This window comes from uncultured Hymenobacter sp. (assembly GCF_964242765.1).
Taxonomy (GTDB): Bacteria; Bacteroidota; Bacteroidia; order Cytophagales; family Hymenobacteraceae; genus Hymenobacter.
In genome coordinates, this window is record NZ_CAXTBM010000033.1 from 1 (window position 1) to 14,203 (window position 14,203).

Below are 14,203 nucleotides of genomic sequence, written 5' to 3' on the forward strand. Positions count from 1 at the left end.
ACCAGCCACCGCTGCCATGCTCAGCCGATGCAACCCCTGACCAGCCACCGCTGCCGTGATAAACAGCCGTTAGGCCCGACCAGCCACCGCTGCCATGCTCGGCCATAGTAGTGTAGCGGGTTGTTTGAGCACTTACTAAGTTAGCTGAAGTAACAGCCTTGGTAGTAGGAGAAGCAATCTGCAACAGAGCGAAGGCGATGATATTAAGCATGATAGCAGGAGATTAGTTGTGTCAAGTGGTTGAGTGACACAAAGGTGTACCAGATCCTTTCTCCCGTAAAGGAAAGGTAGAGTATAAAAGTGATTTGTATGTTAGTTATATAATTTTTGACTATTCTAATTAGTCCTCTTGCCCCTTCGCCAACTACTGCTCTTCGCCCTACGACTTTGATAGATTAGGTGATTATAATACTTCATAATGTGACATCACATCTGCCAAAAGCACACACTTTATCTGGTGCAAAGGTTAAATCAGAATAGGATATTTGTAAAGGAAAAAAATACGTTAATTGTGACAACTGTTTAACTGCAGTTTCGATGCTCTACTTATGCCTTTCCAATACTCAGGGCACGTTTTATGATGGATGGGTTGAATAATTTGGCGCGAATTGTGACAGATCGGCGGCAAAAAGTGCTGCCAATATTAGATTTCACAGCCAAGCCTAGTTCCAATAAGGAAATGGCTTTGCTCAACTTTTTGGTTGAGGAGCAAGGCAAATCGCAACAGCAGATTGTGAAAGCGTTGTATGGTAAAACAGACGCTACTAGCAAAACTGCTTTTCGGAAGCTGAAGTCGCGGGTGCAGCAAAAGATGCTAAACCACCTCTTCTTTCTTGACGAGTCGGACCCACGGCACGAACTATCGCGCCGGTACGAGCAGCAATGCCTGAACTTGTATTACCAAGTCAGCACACTCTACAGAGAAGGCGAATATTACAACGCAGAGCGGCTTGGACGTAAGGCACTGCGCTTAGCAGAAAGTATGGAATTCACACATTACGCTGTGATGTGTGGGCAATTGTTGCGTAGCATTTATGCCGATATGCAGCAGCCAGCCAAGTTTCGTAGCAACAATAAGAAGCTGGCAACCAATCAGCAGCGCCTAGCACTGGAAGAGGAAGCAGGGACAATTTTTTGGGAGGTGAAGGCCATGATGGCGTATACCGTACGTGCCCGCCGTGCTATGCTCGGAAAGATTGAGCTTCATTTAAAACAATTGGAGGAACTGCATAAAAAAGCGCGCACGTTTATTACTTTCTTCTACCTCTATCGCACACAAATCGCACGAGAGGAGTTGATCGGTAACTACGAAAAAATAATTTGGTTGACTGCTGAAACTGTCAAGGGCTGGGAAGAAGGTAAAATAAATCGCATACGCTTTGACAAACGCTTCAATAACTACATGAGTGTGTATGCGCACTTGCGAAGTCGGCGGGCTGGAAAAGGACTTAAACTAGCAGAAGAATACGCTAAAGATTTTCACTATTCTTCTAATAACTGGCTGTATTTCCTGGAAATATACATGTTGCTAGCTTTGCATGCCGGACAGTATGGACAGGCGCAGGAATTGCATCAAACGGCCCGGAAAAGCTTGTACTTTGCCAAGCAGCGTCATGCTGCTCAGGAACGCTGGAATCTATATGAAGTGTACCTGCAATTCATTCGGCCTGAGGCTTCTCCTTTACGTATTCGCAGCTTCAACACGTTCATCCAGACGGTGCCAACGCACAGCCGTGATAAGCAAGGCTACAATGTGGCGGTACTGATCTTGCAGTTTCTATATTACTTACGTCAGCGTGATTTAGACGGCGTATTGCTGCGCTTGGAAAGCTTACGTAAATACCAGCAGCGGCATTTGCGGGAGGCTGGAGCACTTCGGAGCCAACTGTTTTTTCGGTTGTTAGCCATCACAGTGAAGTCCGATTTCGATCCGGCCGAGAGCCAGCGCTTGGCCGAACCGCTCTTAAATAGAATGCAAGCTGCTCCCCCTCCCGGCGAGGCTTTCTCAGAAATTGAAATTGTACCTTATGAGGATTTGTGGGCCTTGACGTTGGAAATTCTAAAGACCACAGCAGCTCAAGTTCAAGAAGAAAACCGGCAAATAGTTTGATCGTTGCTAACTAGTGCTACCGCTGTAGCTGTACCTAATACAAGCACTGCCTTGCTTATGTATATCTATCTCGGTTCAATCTTTCCTGAGACTGATTGTTGACCACAGTTTTTTGGGGTGGTAAGTGCTTTTTAATCGCCGTGCCCAGCTTGCGAAGCTTTTTTGTTTCGTTGCGTAGATATAAGAAAGTGATTCAGCACGCGAGATACTTCGACAAGCTGGGCACGATTCGAACTTGAAATTTCAACCATTCTTCCATAAACTGGCCCTTATTAGAAGCGAAAAATTGTTGACTTATGGGGTTTTGGCTGGTAATACGGTGACAATGCGGCCTACACAATGGCTGCTTGGGCATTCATTGGGGCCGTTGCCGCGCAGAGCCATCCGAACGGCATACTGGCCAGGACGGCGGAACGAGTGCTGTACGCGCCGGCCATTGCTTACTACGCCGTCGCGAAAATCCCAAAGCACCACTACATTCTCGCATAAGGGTAGTTGCGAATCCACCGCGTCGAAAGTGATAGGTTGCCCTACGCGAACCGTATCGGAGCCGGCTGTGAAGTTGAGGACGACTTCCTGTGTGAAATCGACGGGAATGATTTTTTCGGCTTCCCGAACCTCGCCCGTTTTCTCGTCTACTACATCGAGTTGGACGGTGTAGCGGTTTCGGGCAGTATAGCAGTGTGATATTACTGGGCCGGTAAGGGTGGTGCCGTCGCCCATCTGCCAGCGAAAAGTAAGCGCCCCCGCTGCCGCATCGACCGAAGCACGAGCATCTAGCTCCACACAAAGTTCCACAACGCGCGGCAGTGGACACGTTGCGCTAACCGTATCACCGGCCGCCTGCGCCTGCCCTGACTGCTGGAAGCCAAGTAGCAGAACGCCCACTCCGATAGGTATTCGTAAAAAACGAAAGTAAAATTTCACGCCACACACCTGAAAAGGCAGAAATAGTAGCTCACCAATTAAAATTTATTGAGGCGCTGAAATACTTCGCGCATGTAGGTCTGGCCAATAGGAATATGCTTGTTGTCAATGAGAATGGTATTGTCTTCTATGGCCTGCACCCGTTTGAGATTGACAATAAAAGAACGGTGTACACGTACGAACAGCGTATCGGGGAACTTCTCTTCGACAGCTTTCATGGTACTGTACACAATGAGCTTGCTCTGGTCTGTGACGATATGCACATAGTCGCCGAGAGCTTCTACATAACGCACCTCATCGAAAAGCACTTTCACTAGTTTGGTATCCACTTTCATAAAAGTGAAATCGGCGTCGGCGGAAGGTATAGCTTCGGCCGGATGCGCCTGAACTAGCTCTAAAGCTCGTTGGGCCGCTTTCAGGAAACGGCCGTAACTGACCGGCTTTACGAGGTAATCAACTACATCGTGCTCAAAGGCTTCCACGGCGTACTGTTTGCTGCTGGTGATGAGTACGACGAGTGGCGGATTCTGAAGTGTATTGAGCAGGTCGATGCCAGACATGAACGGCATTTCCACATCCAGAAATAGTAAATCAACCTTTTGGGTACGCAGAACTTCGGCTGCGGCTACTGCGCTTTCGCAACTACCAATGGCTGTCAGGAAAGGAGTGCTAGCAATGCAGTTTTCAACGACTTGCACAGAAAGCGGATCATCGTCAACAACCAAACAACGCAGGGGAGAAGGAGAGGCAGGCATATTTTCAAAGGTATACTATCGTTTGAAGAAAAGCAGGGTTACTATCTTTTACAAAGACGTTTGGCTAGTCAGTCGCTCTTGCAATTGCGGGTAAAGCAGCTGTAGTTCGCTGTCAACTTTCTGGATGAGAGGTGCTAAAGCATTTATATCTGTTTCCTGACGAGCTTGGCACTCCAGCGTCTCCAGCGCAGAATACAAATAGTCGACTCCAAAGTACGCTGCTTGACCTTTCAGCTTGTGTGCAATGCGCGCCAAAGCATTTGGGTCGGCGGCAGCAAATTCAATTTCCAAGTGCTGTTGCAGCTGTGGAGCTTGCGTGAGAAAGGTATTGACTATCTGACGAATAAATGCTTCGTTGCCGCCTGCCAGCTCTTCTAGCAGCGTCCAGTCGGGAGTACAGGTGTTGGTTTGGTGAGGAGCAATGGGTTCGGTTGGTGCCGGTGGGTGTTGCGAAGGCAGGGTGATACGACCGGTATAATAGGCAAGGCGAGCGTAGAGGAGGGCTGGGTCAAAGGGTTTGGCCAGCGTATCGTTCATGCCAGCTTCGAGCGCCAAGGCGCGGTCTTCGGGTAGGGCGGAGGCCGTGAGGCCGATAATTGGCAATTGAGCGTCATCCGGGAAACGCGCCCGTAACTGGCGAGCCGCTTCGTAGCCATCCATTTCGGGCATTTGCACATCCATCAGTACCGCGTCGAAAGTGGTTTGCTCGGCGGCTTCCACAGCTAGTCGGCCGTTAGCGGCAACAGTAACTTGCACATTCCAAGCTTCCAACGTTTTGCGGGCAACTAACTGGTTGAGGTCATTGTCTTCGGCCACGAGTACCCGCAACGCTGGCTCGAAGCGGCCGACGGCCAGGGTTGCCTCCGGGGCCACTTCGGCGGGGTTGGCGGTTAGGTAAGGAATTTCAAATGAAAACGCGGAGCCGTGGCCTTCTTCACTTTCCACCCACAATTTGCCGCCGTGCAACTCCACCAGATTACGGGCAATGCTCAAGCCTAGGCCCGTGCCGCCAAACTGCCGGGTAGTGCTGGTGTTGGCCTGCGAGAAGTCTTCGAAAATGGCGTCTAGCTTATTAGTAGCAATGCCAATTCCGGTATCTCGCACCACAAAGCGCACCAGTTGCTGGTTGGTTGCTGAATCGATGGCAGAATATACGTGCACCGTTACGCCCCCAGTTGTAGTGAACTTCACCGCGTTGCCGACCAAGTTGACGAGCACTTGGTTCAGCCGTACCGGGTCGCCAAACACAGCGGCGGGTACAGTGGAGTCTATTTCCAAGTTGAAATACAGGTGCTTGGCTTCGGTGGCAAACCGGAACATACTCGCTACGCGCCGCAGCAGCTCGGGAAGGCGAAAGGCGGTGTGCTCCAGACTGAGCTTGCCCGCCTCGATCTTGGAACTATCGAGAATGTCGTTGATAATGACCAGCAGGTTTTGCGACGACGACTGCACGGCTTCCAAGTACTCGTTCTGCTCGGAGTTGACGGGCGTCTGGCGTAGCAAGTGCGTCAGGCCGATAACCGCATTCATCGGCGTCCGGATTTCGTGGCTCATGTTGGCCAAAAACTGGGCTTTGGCTCGGCGCGAAGCTTCGGCTACGTCGCGGGCTATTACCAGTTCGGCGTTCATGTCCTCGATGTGCGCTTTTTGGTGGCGTAGTTCCTGCGTCCGTTCGCGAACTGTGGTTTCCAGTTGAAGCTTTTGTCGGCGAAGAGTTGCCTCTCGGGCCCGGACAAAGGCGAAAACCCCAGCTCCGGCCAGTAGCAGGCTGAGCGCCGCAAACCACCACGTCTGCCAGTACGGGGTGGCAACATCAAATGAACTTGCCACGGTCTTCGACCACACTCCTTGTTCGCCTGATCGGGCGCGCACTTGAAAGGCGTAGCTGCCTGCCCCAAGCCGTGGGAATTGTGCTTCGCCTACTACGGTAGGCCGGCTCCATTGATCCTGGTAGCCTAGCAAGCGGTACTGATATTGTAGGCCGGCCTGGTCAGGTAGCAAACTCACGGCCCGGAACGTGAAATTGACTTGATGCTGCGTGGCCGACAACTCTTTGAGTTGGTACGGCGGCTGAGCGGCGCCGTCTACTTCGCTGGCAAGCAGCACTGGAGTCGGTTTGCTGGTGCCGGGCATCAGGTGCGGCGCGTTGGTACGCAGGCAAAGCAGGCCAGTGCGAGTACGCAACCACACACACTGGTCGTTCCAAGCCCCGGCAGCTTCGGGCAATAAATCCCGCACCAGCGGATTGCCGGGCAAGGCTGCCGGGGCAAAACGCTGGTTGTTGTCGTGGAAGGATAAGCTGTTGCGGTGCACCACCAATACCTGCTCGCGATGCGCCTCCTGGCGGTTGTCACCACGGTAGCTGCCGCGCCAATGCGTTGGAAGCAAAGCGTAGCAGTAAGGCGAAAGAAGTCCATCGGCCGCACTATAGGTTCGCAGCTTATTTTTCTCGTAACAGAAAACGCCGCTGCCTTCGGTGCCAATCCATACACGGCCCACATCGTCGGTGAGTAGGGAGGATACATCAAGGGCACCCGTTTGGAAACGATAATAGCGAAAGCTTTTACCTTGCCACACGGCCAACCCGGTATCGTGGGTGCCAATCCATACCTGACCTAATGAATCGGTAGTAAGCGCGTAAATAGTATTGTGCAGCAACCCATTGGCTGTGGTAAAATGCTCGGCCAACTGAGAGGAGTCCGCGGGCAAACGATAGACGCCATCCAGTGCCGTTCCCACCCACAGGTCACCGTTGGGGTGTTGGGTTAGCGCTGTAACGGAAAGTGTAGCTGGCAGGCGCTTTACCTGGTGCATGGTCACTGCCGGAGACGTAGGTGCCGCTATCTGGGTTTGCCAGAGTCCATGGCCGGTAGTACCAGCCCAAATAAAGGTTCGGGCTGGCGACGGATAGCGGCCGTCAGAAATTGGGTGCGATGAACGGGCGCCCAGTGTTTGGAGCAAGACACTGGGTGGGTAGGGCAGCCGCTTTTTAGGGTCGACAACAAAAGGGGAAGACCGGCCTGGAACTGGGCTGAGCGTGAATTGTTGCCCGGTTGTTAGAATCCCGGTTGCTCTAGCGCCGCTCTGCAAAGCGCCAACTGCCGATCCTGCGCTTTCCGACAAAGGATAAAATGTTAAGTGTCGGTCCGCCCAGCGCCACAAGCCCTGACCGGCCGTGCCAATCCATACAGTATGCTCTCGGTCGGCCAGTACGCACTGTGGAATAGTGCCGGCGGGCAACACGTGGTGCAACGTGGCAAACCGCCGCGCCGCAGGCACCGATGCAGCCGACAAATCGGCATTATCGTAGGTAGTATCCGCGAGTGGAATGCCTGATACCGGATGGAAGCCAGGTGGACGTGACGCCGCATTTGTTACGCGCCTAAACCGTTGACCGTCCCAGCGCGACACACCGCCTTGGTAGTGCCCTACCCATAATTGACCGGTGCGTGGCTGCACGTAAAGCGTAGTCACGAAATCTTCGGCTAATCCGTCTTTGGTATCGAAGGCAACAAACTCCGTCCCATCATACCGAACCAGGCCCTCCGCCGTGCCAATCCAGAGGTAGCCCGCGCGGTCTTGCGTCAGAGCATAGATAAAGGGTTGAGGCAATCCATCAGCAGCGCCAAACTGCCGGAGAAAGTAGCGTGGCACCTGCGCGGCTGCCGGCACACTGAAAGACAGCAGGAGCAGCAAAAACAGACGGCGAAACAGCAAAACAATCATGTGGCGGAAGGGCACTACTGGCCTCATCAGTCGTAGCAAGTTAGGAGGCTGCCCATGACAATAAACATTTTGCTCCCGCAACGGAGTTGAAACCTCGTTGAACTGCCGCTACTGCCTGACGACTACTTTCCGGTTACTTTAAACTCGGTGCGGCGGTTTTGCTGGCGATTGGCTTTGCTGGTGTTGGGCGCTACCGGCTGCGTGTCGCCGTAGCCGGCGAATGTGAGGCGGTCTTTGCTGATTCCTTTGCCAACCAAATAATCCACTACTGTTTTGGCGCGGCGCTGGCTCAGGTCCTTGTTGTAGCTGTCGTTGCCCACGTTATCGGTGTGGCCGGATATCTCTAGACGTAGGGCAGGCGTTTCCGCTAGCAAAGCTTGCAGACGAACCAGTTCGCCCGTACTTTCTTTGCGCAGAGTAGCTTTGTCGAAGTCAAAGAAAATGTTGTTGAGCACGACCTTCACGCCTACATCCAACTTCTTGAGCGGAATGTCTTTCACCACTTCTGAATAAGCTGCCCCCGCCGGCAAATCAAAGTTCTCGGAATGGAACAAGTAGCCATCCTGCTTCACTACAATCCCGTAGTTCACGCCCGATGGCAACGACACCAAATAGCGCCCCGATTGGGCATTGGCCCGAAATGAGGCAATGGTTTGGTTCAGTGAGTTGTCGATTACGTCGATAGTGGCTTCCAAGGGCTGCTTGGTAGCATCATCCGTCACGGTGCCTTTCAGGATAGTTACCTGAGCCGTAGCAACTGGCACCGGCGGGGCTAGCAACGTCTCTTTCACTGGCAAAGCCCGCGAAGCTAGCAACTGGTCTTCCTGGCTAAGCATCGGTGGCTTCTCGGGCCCTAGAAACGTAATTTGGTAGATGTCTTTCGAGCCCATGCCATCGTCGCGAAACGACGAGTAGTAGCCGTGCCGGCCCGAAGCGGAAATCACGAAAAATACGTCGTCGTCGGGCGTGTTGATGGGCCAGCCCAGGTTTTCGGGGGCGCTCCACTTGCCGTTCTGGAAGGTGGATTTAAAAATGTCGTAGCCCCCCATGGAGCTGTGGCCTTCCGAGGAAAAGTACATCGTCTTGCCATCGGGGTGCAGAAACACGCCTTCCTCGCCATACGGCGTGTTGATGGTAGGACCCAGGTTCACGGCCGGACCACGGCCATCTATGTCCACCTTGTATATGTCGCGCCCACCCACGCCGCCCGGCTTGTCGGATACGAACAGTAAACTCTTGCCGTCCGGCGAATAGGCCGCCGACGATTCATGGGCTTTGCTGTTGATGCGGTTGCCGAGGCGCTGCGGCTTAGCCCAAGTGGCACCGCGTAAATTGGCTTCGTTCAGGTCGCCGCCGTTGTCTTCCACGTACACCAGCATCCGTTGCGCATCGGGGGCGAGGCCTACCGTGGCATCGTGGCCGGTGGAATTCACGGTTTCGCCGAGGTTGCGGGCGGTACTCCAGGTGTCGCCTTCGCGGTTGCTCTGGTACACGTCCTCGAAATAGCCCCCCGACTCCGGGTCCTTCTCTCCCCCGGTCGAGCCTTGCCGCCGCGACGTAAACAGAATCACCGATTCGTCGGCAGAAATAACCGGACCATAATCCGGATAGGGGGAGTTGACGCCGGGACCTGCGTTGTCGATAAATACCCGCACGGGCTTATCTGCTAGTTTGCGGCCGTTTTCGCACTCCTGAACTTTCTTCTGAATGTCTTGCGTGAAGGCTGCCGTATTTTTGGTGCCCGTTGCGGGCGTGGCCTGCTTGTACTCGGCTATGGCCTCCTTCCATTTACCATTTAGGTGCAAGCCTCGGCCCAGCAAGTAATGAATACGAGGGTCGACACCCGAATTGAGTTGATATGCCTTACGCAAATAATTCAGCGCACGCGGCTTGAAGCCGGAATGCAAATAACAATCTCCGATTTTGAGGTTAAGCTGCGCATTCTCAGCGTTCAACTTCTGGGCTTCGAGGTAATGCGGGAGAGCCTGCTCGTAGCGCGGCGGGTCCGAGTGGTACCACTCGTCTCCCGACTTAATTTCCTTGAGCGCCGTCTTCAAGCCATCTTTATTGTCGCCGAATTTGTCTTTACTGAATTCTACGCTTTGGGCTTGCGCAGCAGAGGAAAACAGCAGGAAGGCTAATAGATACTTGTGCATTTTGTTCGCAGGGTTATGCGGAGCTGTTCATGTTGATGCCGGTGCCCGCAGAAGGTGCAGAGATGCAGAGCATGTTCTTTGTCTGCTCGGCTACTGGACTACTCTATTTACTCTCGCCGCAGCCGGAGTTGGCGGCGTAGTTAGTGCCCACTTCCAAGCCCAACTCGGCCGCTTTGCGCCAATCCTGGCAGGCTCCTTCGGTGTTGCGAAGCATTTCGCGGGCATGGCCGCGGTTCAGATAGGCTTCGGCGTATTGCGGGTTGAGGGCAATAGCTTTGCTGGCGTCGGCTTCCGATTTCTTGTAGTCTTCGAGCTTGAGATAAGCGGCGGCGCGGTTGTTCCAGGCAAAAGCGTAGGTAGCATCCAGGGCCACGGCGCGGCCAAAATCTTCGGCGGCTCCTTTATAGTCGCCCGACTCGTAGCGCGTGGCACCGCGGTTGGTGTAGGCGGTAGGGTTGTCTTGCTTTTTCTGGAGGTAATCGGCGTAGTCCTGCAAGGCGCCTTTCACGTCGCCCGCTTTGCGCTTGGTACCAGCGCGGTTCAATAGAGCGGGCAGCAACTCGGGTTGCAACGCCAGCGCCTTGGTATAGTCTTGAATGGCTGCCGGGTAATTGTTGAGCTGGCGCTGGGTGCTGCCTCGGTCGTGCCAGGCGTAAGCGTAGTTTGGATCAGCCTTAATGGCTTGATCGAAATCCGCTTTAGCAGCGGCGTATTCCGCTTTTTCGAAGCGCAGCGCCCCCCGATAATACCAAGCCGGAGCATAGGCAGCGTTAACTTCCACGGCTTTCGTGTAGTCCTGCTCGGCTTCCGCGGCCTGCTTCAACGCTTCGTGGGCCTGCGCCCGCCCGAAGTAGGCCGTGCCGCTCGTAGGCTCAAGCTTCAGCGCCTCGTCGTAATCCTGCACGGCGGGCTGGTAGTCTTTTAGCTCGTAACGAGTGGTAGCGCGGTTGTAGAAAGCCTTGGCAAAGTCGGGACGCAATGCTAGGGCTCGGTCAAAATCCTGCAAGGCAGCCCGGTAGCTTTTCTGGTTGAATTTCACTACGCCGCTGTTGTACAGCTTCTCGGCTTGTTGGGCGGGCGGAAGGGTAGAGGCGCGAACCGAATCCACTTGAGCCCGGGTCGCCAGACTAGTTAGAATAAAGGTGGCCGTTAACAGTAATAATTTCAACATCACATCCAGGCAATTTTGCTTTGACTGGATAAATATAATTTTAATTGCGCAACCATGATTGCGCAGCTTATTTTTTTATTGATTGGTATAATTATAATTAGATGAAGTAGCAGCCTACTAGTTCTGACTAAGCTGCTAGCTGCGTACGAGCCAGCGTTTCCCATTCGTGCCGGATTGTACCGTGAAACACTGGCCGGCCGGCCCGGTGGTACCAATAAGCCGCATTGCTGGCGTCGCCTTCTTGGCGGTGCAACAAGGCATGCAGCCAATCGTGGAGTGGGTCTCCTTCATGCTCCTGTGCAATGTCGTGGGCGTTAGACCATTCGTCGCGGCCTGCATACCACAAGGCCTGTAGCAGCGGCGACAAGCCAGTTGGCGGTGCGTGTTGGGTAAGTGAGGCGTTAAATTCAGCGTACGTCATCGGTAGAAACAAAGCAGGGTGCTTACTCTATAAGTAATACGTGTTGCTGAGGTTACGAGGCTTTGCATCATCAAGATCATAGCACGATAAGACAACCGGCATGCTAGTGCTAGAAATCAGGGCTTTGCCAAGTAAGCAGCAGCTATTTTTCAGACCGAAAATCTTTTCAAAATCAAGCGCTGCATCAGGGCCACGGCTATAAATCAAACTTCCTGGAAGCCGCTGATGTTTGCGTATTTTTGCAGCACCAACGACTCACTATGGCTCGTTGCTTTTTCACATTTCACCCCAACGCCTAGCTTTTACCTATGGCTACGTACCCAGAATACATGGTTGCCCCTATTCGCCAGGACCTCGTGGAGGCCGGTTTCGAGCAGCTTATGACCCCCGAAGAAGTGGACGCCGTCCTCAACGAGCAAAGCGGTACCGTACTGGTAGCCGTCAACTCGGTGTGTGGCTGCGCTGCCGGCAAAGCCCGTCCGGCCCTCAAAATGGCCATTGCCAGCTCCGAAAAGAAGCCTGCCAAACTCGTAACAGTGTTTGCCGGGATGGAAACCGAAGCCGTAGCCAAAATGCGCGAGCATTTGCTGCCTTATCCACCCAGCAGTCCTAGCATTGCCCTGTTCAAAGACGGCGAGCTGGTACACATGATTGAGCGCTACCACATCGAAGGCAACGACATGATGCGCATCGTCAACAACCTGCAAGGCGCTTTCGAAGAGTATTGCTAAGTTGTGGGCTGCCATTTATGGCATTAATTCAAAAGGAAACGGCTTGTGGCATCTGCTACAAGCCGTTTCCTTTTGGAGACGTTTATCAACTTGTTCCTTTATGTCCGCATCTTAACTAAAGCCCCAACGATTTGAAGAAGGCTTCCTGGTTTGGCTCACGCCCCAGGAAATTTTTTACTAAGTTGATTTCCTCGTCGGTGCCGCCTTTGGCCAGAATCATGTCGCGGTAGCGCAGGCCGGTTTTCTGGTCCATCACACCGTTCTTCTCGAACACCGAGAACATGTCCTCAGCGTATACTTTCGACCACATATAGCCGTAGTAGCCCGCGGCGTAGCCAGTGAGGTGGCCGAATGCCGCCTGAAAGTTAGTGCCGTCGAGGTAAGCGAAAGGCATGATCTGGTTCTGAAGCTTTTTCACTACTTCAGTGGTCGTTTCGGTGCCGTTCGGATCAAACTTATCGTGCAAAGTCATGTCGAGGGTGCCAAGCATAATCTGCTGCGACGCGCCGATGCCGGAGCCCACGTTGCGGGCAGCCTGCATCTTGTCGTATAATGGTTTCGGTAATACTTCGCTGGTCTGGTAGTGCTTAGCAAAAGTCTTGAGGGCATCATAGTTCCAGGCCCAGTTCTCCAGAATCTGAGAAGGCGCTTCCACAAAGTCGCGCTTCACGCTAGCACCCGACTGGCCTGATAGCTCCGCGGTGGTAACCATGTTGTGCATCACATGGCCGAATTCGTGAAAGAACGTGACGACTTGTGAGTGACTCATTAGGGCCGGCTTGCCGGGCGTGGGCGCGTTGAAATTGCAAAGCAGCACCGCCGTGGGTAGTTGGTAGCCCTTGGCCGTTGCCTTACCCGATTCCACTCCGAAACAGGCGGCGTGGTAGTACTTGTTTTCGCGCGGAAATAGGTCGATGTAGAAGCGGCCAATAAGCTTGCCGTCGCGCTGTACTTCGAACATGCGCGCATCCTTGTGCCACACCGACGGCTCTTTTACTTCGTTGAATTTAAGCCCAAACAATTGCTGCGTAGTTTGAAACAAGCCATCTACTACGTGGCTCACTTCGAAGTATTCCTTCACCTTCTCGGCATCAAGTTGGTATTTGTCCTTCATTAGAAGGTTGTTGTAGAAGGAGCTTTCCCACGGTGAAATCGTCTTCACGCTAGGGTCTTTGAGGTAAGCGCGCTTCACGGTCAGCAATTCGTCTAGGTCCTGCAAGCTTTTCTGTTTCACCCGGTCCACCAATTTGGTTTCGAAGGCCCACACAGCCTCGGGGTTTTTGGCCATGCGGCTACTGGTTTGGTAGGCGGCATAGGTCTTGTAGCCAAGCAGCTGCGCTTTTTTTTGCCGCTCAATAAGCAGTTGCTTCAGCACCTCTAGGTTGGTGTCGGCGGCGCGGTTGTTATAAAGCACGTAGAGCTGCTTGCGCATCGCCTCCGATTCGGCATACTTCATAAAGGTGCTATACGTGGGGCCGTCCACGGTAATGCGGTAGGCGTCGCCAGCCTTGGGGCGGCCCTTTTTGAAGTCGTCGGGTAAGCCTTTCATGTCGGTCTCACTTACCAGCAAGAAGCTTTGGTCTTTGGCGATGTTTGCCCCAAAGGCAATGCTCAGGTCCCCGATTTTGTCGTTCAGCTTTTGCAGCTCCTTGCGTTGCTCGGGCGTCAGCGCAAAGCCGTTGCGCTCGTAATCCTCGATAGTCTCGGTCAGAAATTTCTTGCGAGCACCCGTCAGGGCTTGCGCTTCCTTGGTTTTGGAATAGCCTTTTACCGCTTGGTACAGTTTCTCGTCCAGGGCCAGCTCATTGCCATACTTGCTGATTTGCGTTATGCTTTTCTGCGCTTGGTTCCGGATGGCCGAATCGGGGCTGGCGTTGAACAGAATATTGATTGGCCCGGCCACCCGATCAATATCATCCGTGAGATTGTCAAGCGCCACCATCGTATTGGCAAACGTGCGCTTGCCGGCTGGCACATTATAAATGGCATTCAGTGAAGCTCTCGTACCGGTAATAACCGTTGCTGTTGCCTGCTGCACATCGGCCTTGGTGGCTTTAGCGAAAGCAATGGGCTGATTGAAAGCCGGCACCAATGGGTTGAGCGCAGCCGCTACGCTTAGCACCGTCAATGAGCTGATCAGCAGCGTTAGTATCGTTCGCACTGGCACGAAAAGAGTATAAAGGTGCATCGAAAGTGGGGTTGAAAA

General features: G+C 53.3%; 10 protein-coding genes. 2 read left to right on the forward strand and 8 right to left on the reverse strand.

Features of this window, described 5'->3' with window-relative positions:
* Nucleotides 1–211: hypothetical protein (locus tag ACFE7X_RS14560; RefSeq protein ID WP_375436406.1), on the reverse strand; the 211-nt coding region annotated here is incomplete at its 3' end.
* A gap of 366 nt (nucleotides 212–577) precedes the next feature.
* On the opposite strand from ACFE7X_RS14560, the gene ACFE7X_RS14565 reads away from it, so the two are divergent.
* Complete coding sequence (locus tag ACFE7X_RS14565; RefSeq protein WP_375436407.1) at nucleotides 578–2,110, forward strand: hypothetical protein; 1,533 nt, start codon at nucleotides 578–580, stop codon at nucleotides 2,108–2,110.
* Between the two features lie 294 nt (nucleotides 2,111–2,404).
* On the opposite strand, the gene ACFE7X_RS14570 is transcribed toward ACFE7X_RS14565, so the two are convergent.
* The 6 genes from ACFE7X_RS14570 to ACFE7X_RS14595 all read right to left on the reverse strand — a co-directional run bounded on the left by ACFE7X_RS14570 (nucleotide 2,405) and on the right by ACFE7X_RS14595 (nucleotide 11,266).
* Nucleotides 2,405–2,998, reverse strand: a complete 594-nt coding sequence (locus ACFE7X_RS14570) for a PKD domain-containing protein (protein ID WP_375436408.1) — start codon at nucleotides 2,996–2,998, stop codon at nucleotides 2,405–2,407.
* A gap of 77 nt (nucleotides 2,999–3,075) precedes the next feature.
* Complete coding sequence (locus ACFE7X_RS14575; protein WP_375436409.1) at nucleotides 3,076–3,792, reverse strand: LytR/AlgR family response regulator transcription factor; 717 nt, start codon at nucleotides 3,790–3,792, stop codon at nucleotides 3,076–3,078.
* A gap of 48 nt (nucleotides 3,793–3,840) precedes the next feature.
* Nucleotides 3,841–7,518: an ATP-binding protein gene (locus tag ACFE7X_RS14580; protein WP_375436410.1), complete on the reverse strand. Its 3,678-nt coding sequence runs from the start codon at nucleotides 7,516–7,518 to the stop codon at nucleotides 3,841–3,843.
* 122 nt (nucleotides 7,519–7,640) lie between these two features.
* Nucleotides 7,641–9,674 (reverse strand): OmpA family protein, encoded by a 2,034-nt coding sequence (locus ACFE7X_RS14585; RefSeq protein ID WP_375436411.1) that lies wholly within the window; start codon nucleotides 9,672–9,674, stop codon nucleotides 7,641–7,643.
* A gap of 103 nt (nucleotides 9,675–9,777) precedes the next feature.
* Nucleotides 9,778–10,845: a tetratricopeptide repeat protein gene (locus tag ACFE7X_RS14590; RefSeq protein ID WP_375436412.1), complete on the reverse strand. Its 1,068-nt coding sequence runs from the start codon at nucleotides 10,843–10,845 to the stop codon at nucleotides 9,778–9,780.
* Nucleotides 10,846–10,972: 127 nt separating this feature from the next.
* Entirely contained in the window at nucleotides 10,973–11,266 is a 294-nt protein-coding gene (locus tag ACFE7X_RS14595) for a hypothetical protein (RefSeq protein ID WP_375436413.1), read from the reverse strand.
* A 308-nt stretch (nucleotides 11,267–11,574) separates the two neighbouring features.
* On the opposite strand from ACFE7X_RS14595, the gene ACFE7X_RS14600 reads away from it, so the two are divergent.
* Nucleotides 11,575–11,997, forward strand: a complete 423-nt coding sequence (locus tag ACFE7X_RS14600) for a BrxA/BrxB family bacilliredoxin (RefSeq protein ID WP_375436414.1) — start codon at nucleotides 11,575–11,577, stop codon at nucleotides 11,995–11,997.
* 115 nt (nucleotides 11,998–12,112) lie between these two features.
* Here ACFE7X_RS14600 and ACFE7X_RS14605 read toward each other — a convergent pair whose 3' ends face one another.
* A complete protein-coding gene (locus tag ACFE7X_RS14605) occupies nucleotides 12,113–14,185 on the reverse strand; it encodes a M3 family metallopeptidase (protein WP_375436415.1) in 2,073 nt (690 codons plus the stop codon).
* Nucleotides 14,186–14,203: the final 18 nt, after the last annotated feature.

What these genes read in the sequence shown, in the direction of transcription:
- ACFE7X_RS14585 (WP_375436411.1), bottom strand. Translation starts at nt 9,674, where the DNA reads ATGCACAAGTATCTATTAGCCTTCCTGCTGTTTTCCTCTGCTGCGCAA.
- ACFE7X_RS14590 (WP_375436412.1), bottom strand. Translation starts at nt 10,845, where the DNA reads ATGTTGAAATTATTACTGTTAACGGCCACCTTTATTCTAACTAGTCTG.
- ACFE7X_RS14595 (WP_375436413.1), bottom strand. Translation starts at nt 11,266, where the DNA reads ATGACGTACGCTGAATTTAACGCCTCACTTACCCAACACGCACCGCCA.
- ACFE7X_RS14600 (WP_375436414.1), top strand. Translation starts at nt 11,575, where the DNA reads ATGGCTACGTACCCAGAATACATGGTTGCCCCTATTCGCCAGGACCTC.
- ACFE7X_RS14580 (WP_375436410.1), bottom strand. Translation starts at nt 7,518, where the DNA reads ATGATTGTTTTGCTGTTTCGCCGTCTGTTTTTGCTGCTCCTGCTGTCT.
- ACFE7X_RS14575 (WP_375436409.1), bottom strand. Translation starts at nt 3,792, where the DNA reads ATGCCTGCCTCTCCTTCTCCCCTGCGTTGTTTGGTTGTTGACGATGAT.
- ACFE7X_RS14565 (WP_375436407.1), top strand. Translation starts at nt 578, where the DNA reads ATGATGGATGGGTTGAATAATTTGGCGCGAATTGTGACAGATCGGCGG.
- ACFE7X_RS14605 (WP_375436415.1), bottom strand. Translation starts at nt 14,185, where the DNA reads ATGCACCTTTATACTCTTTTCGTGCCAGTGCGAACGATACTAACGCTG.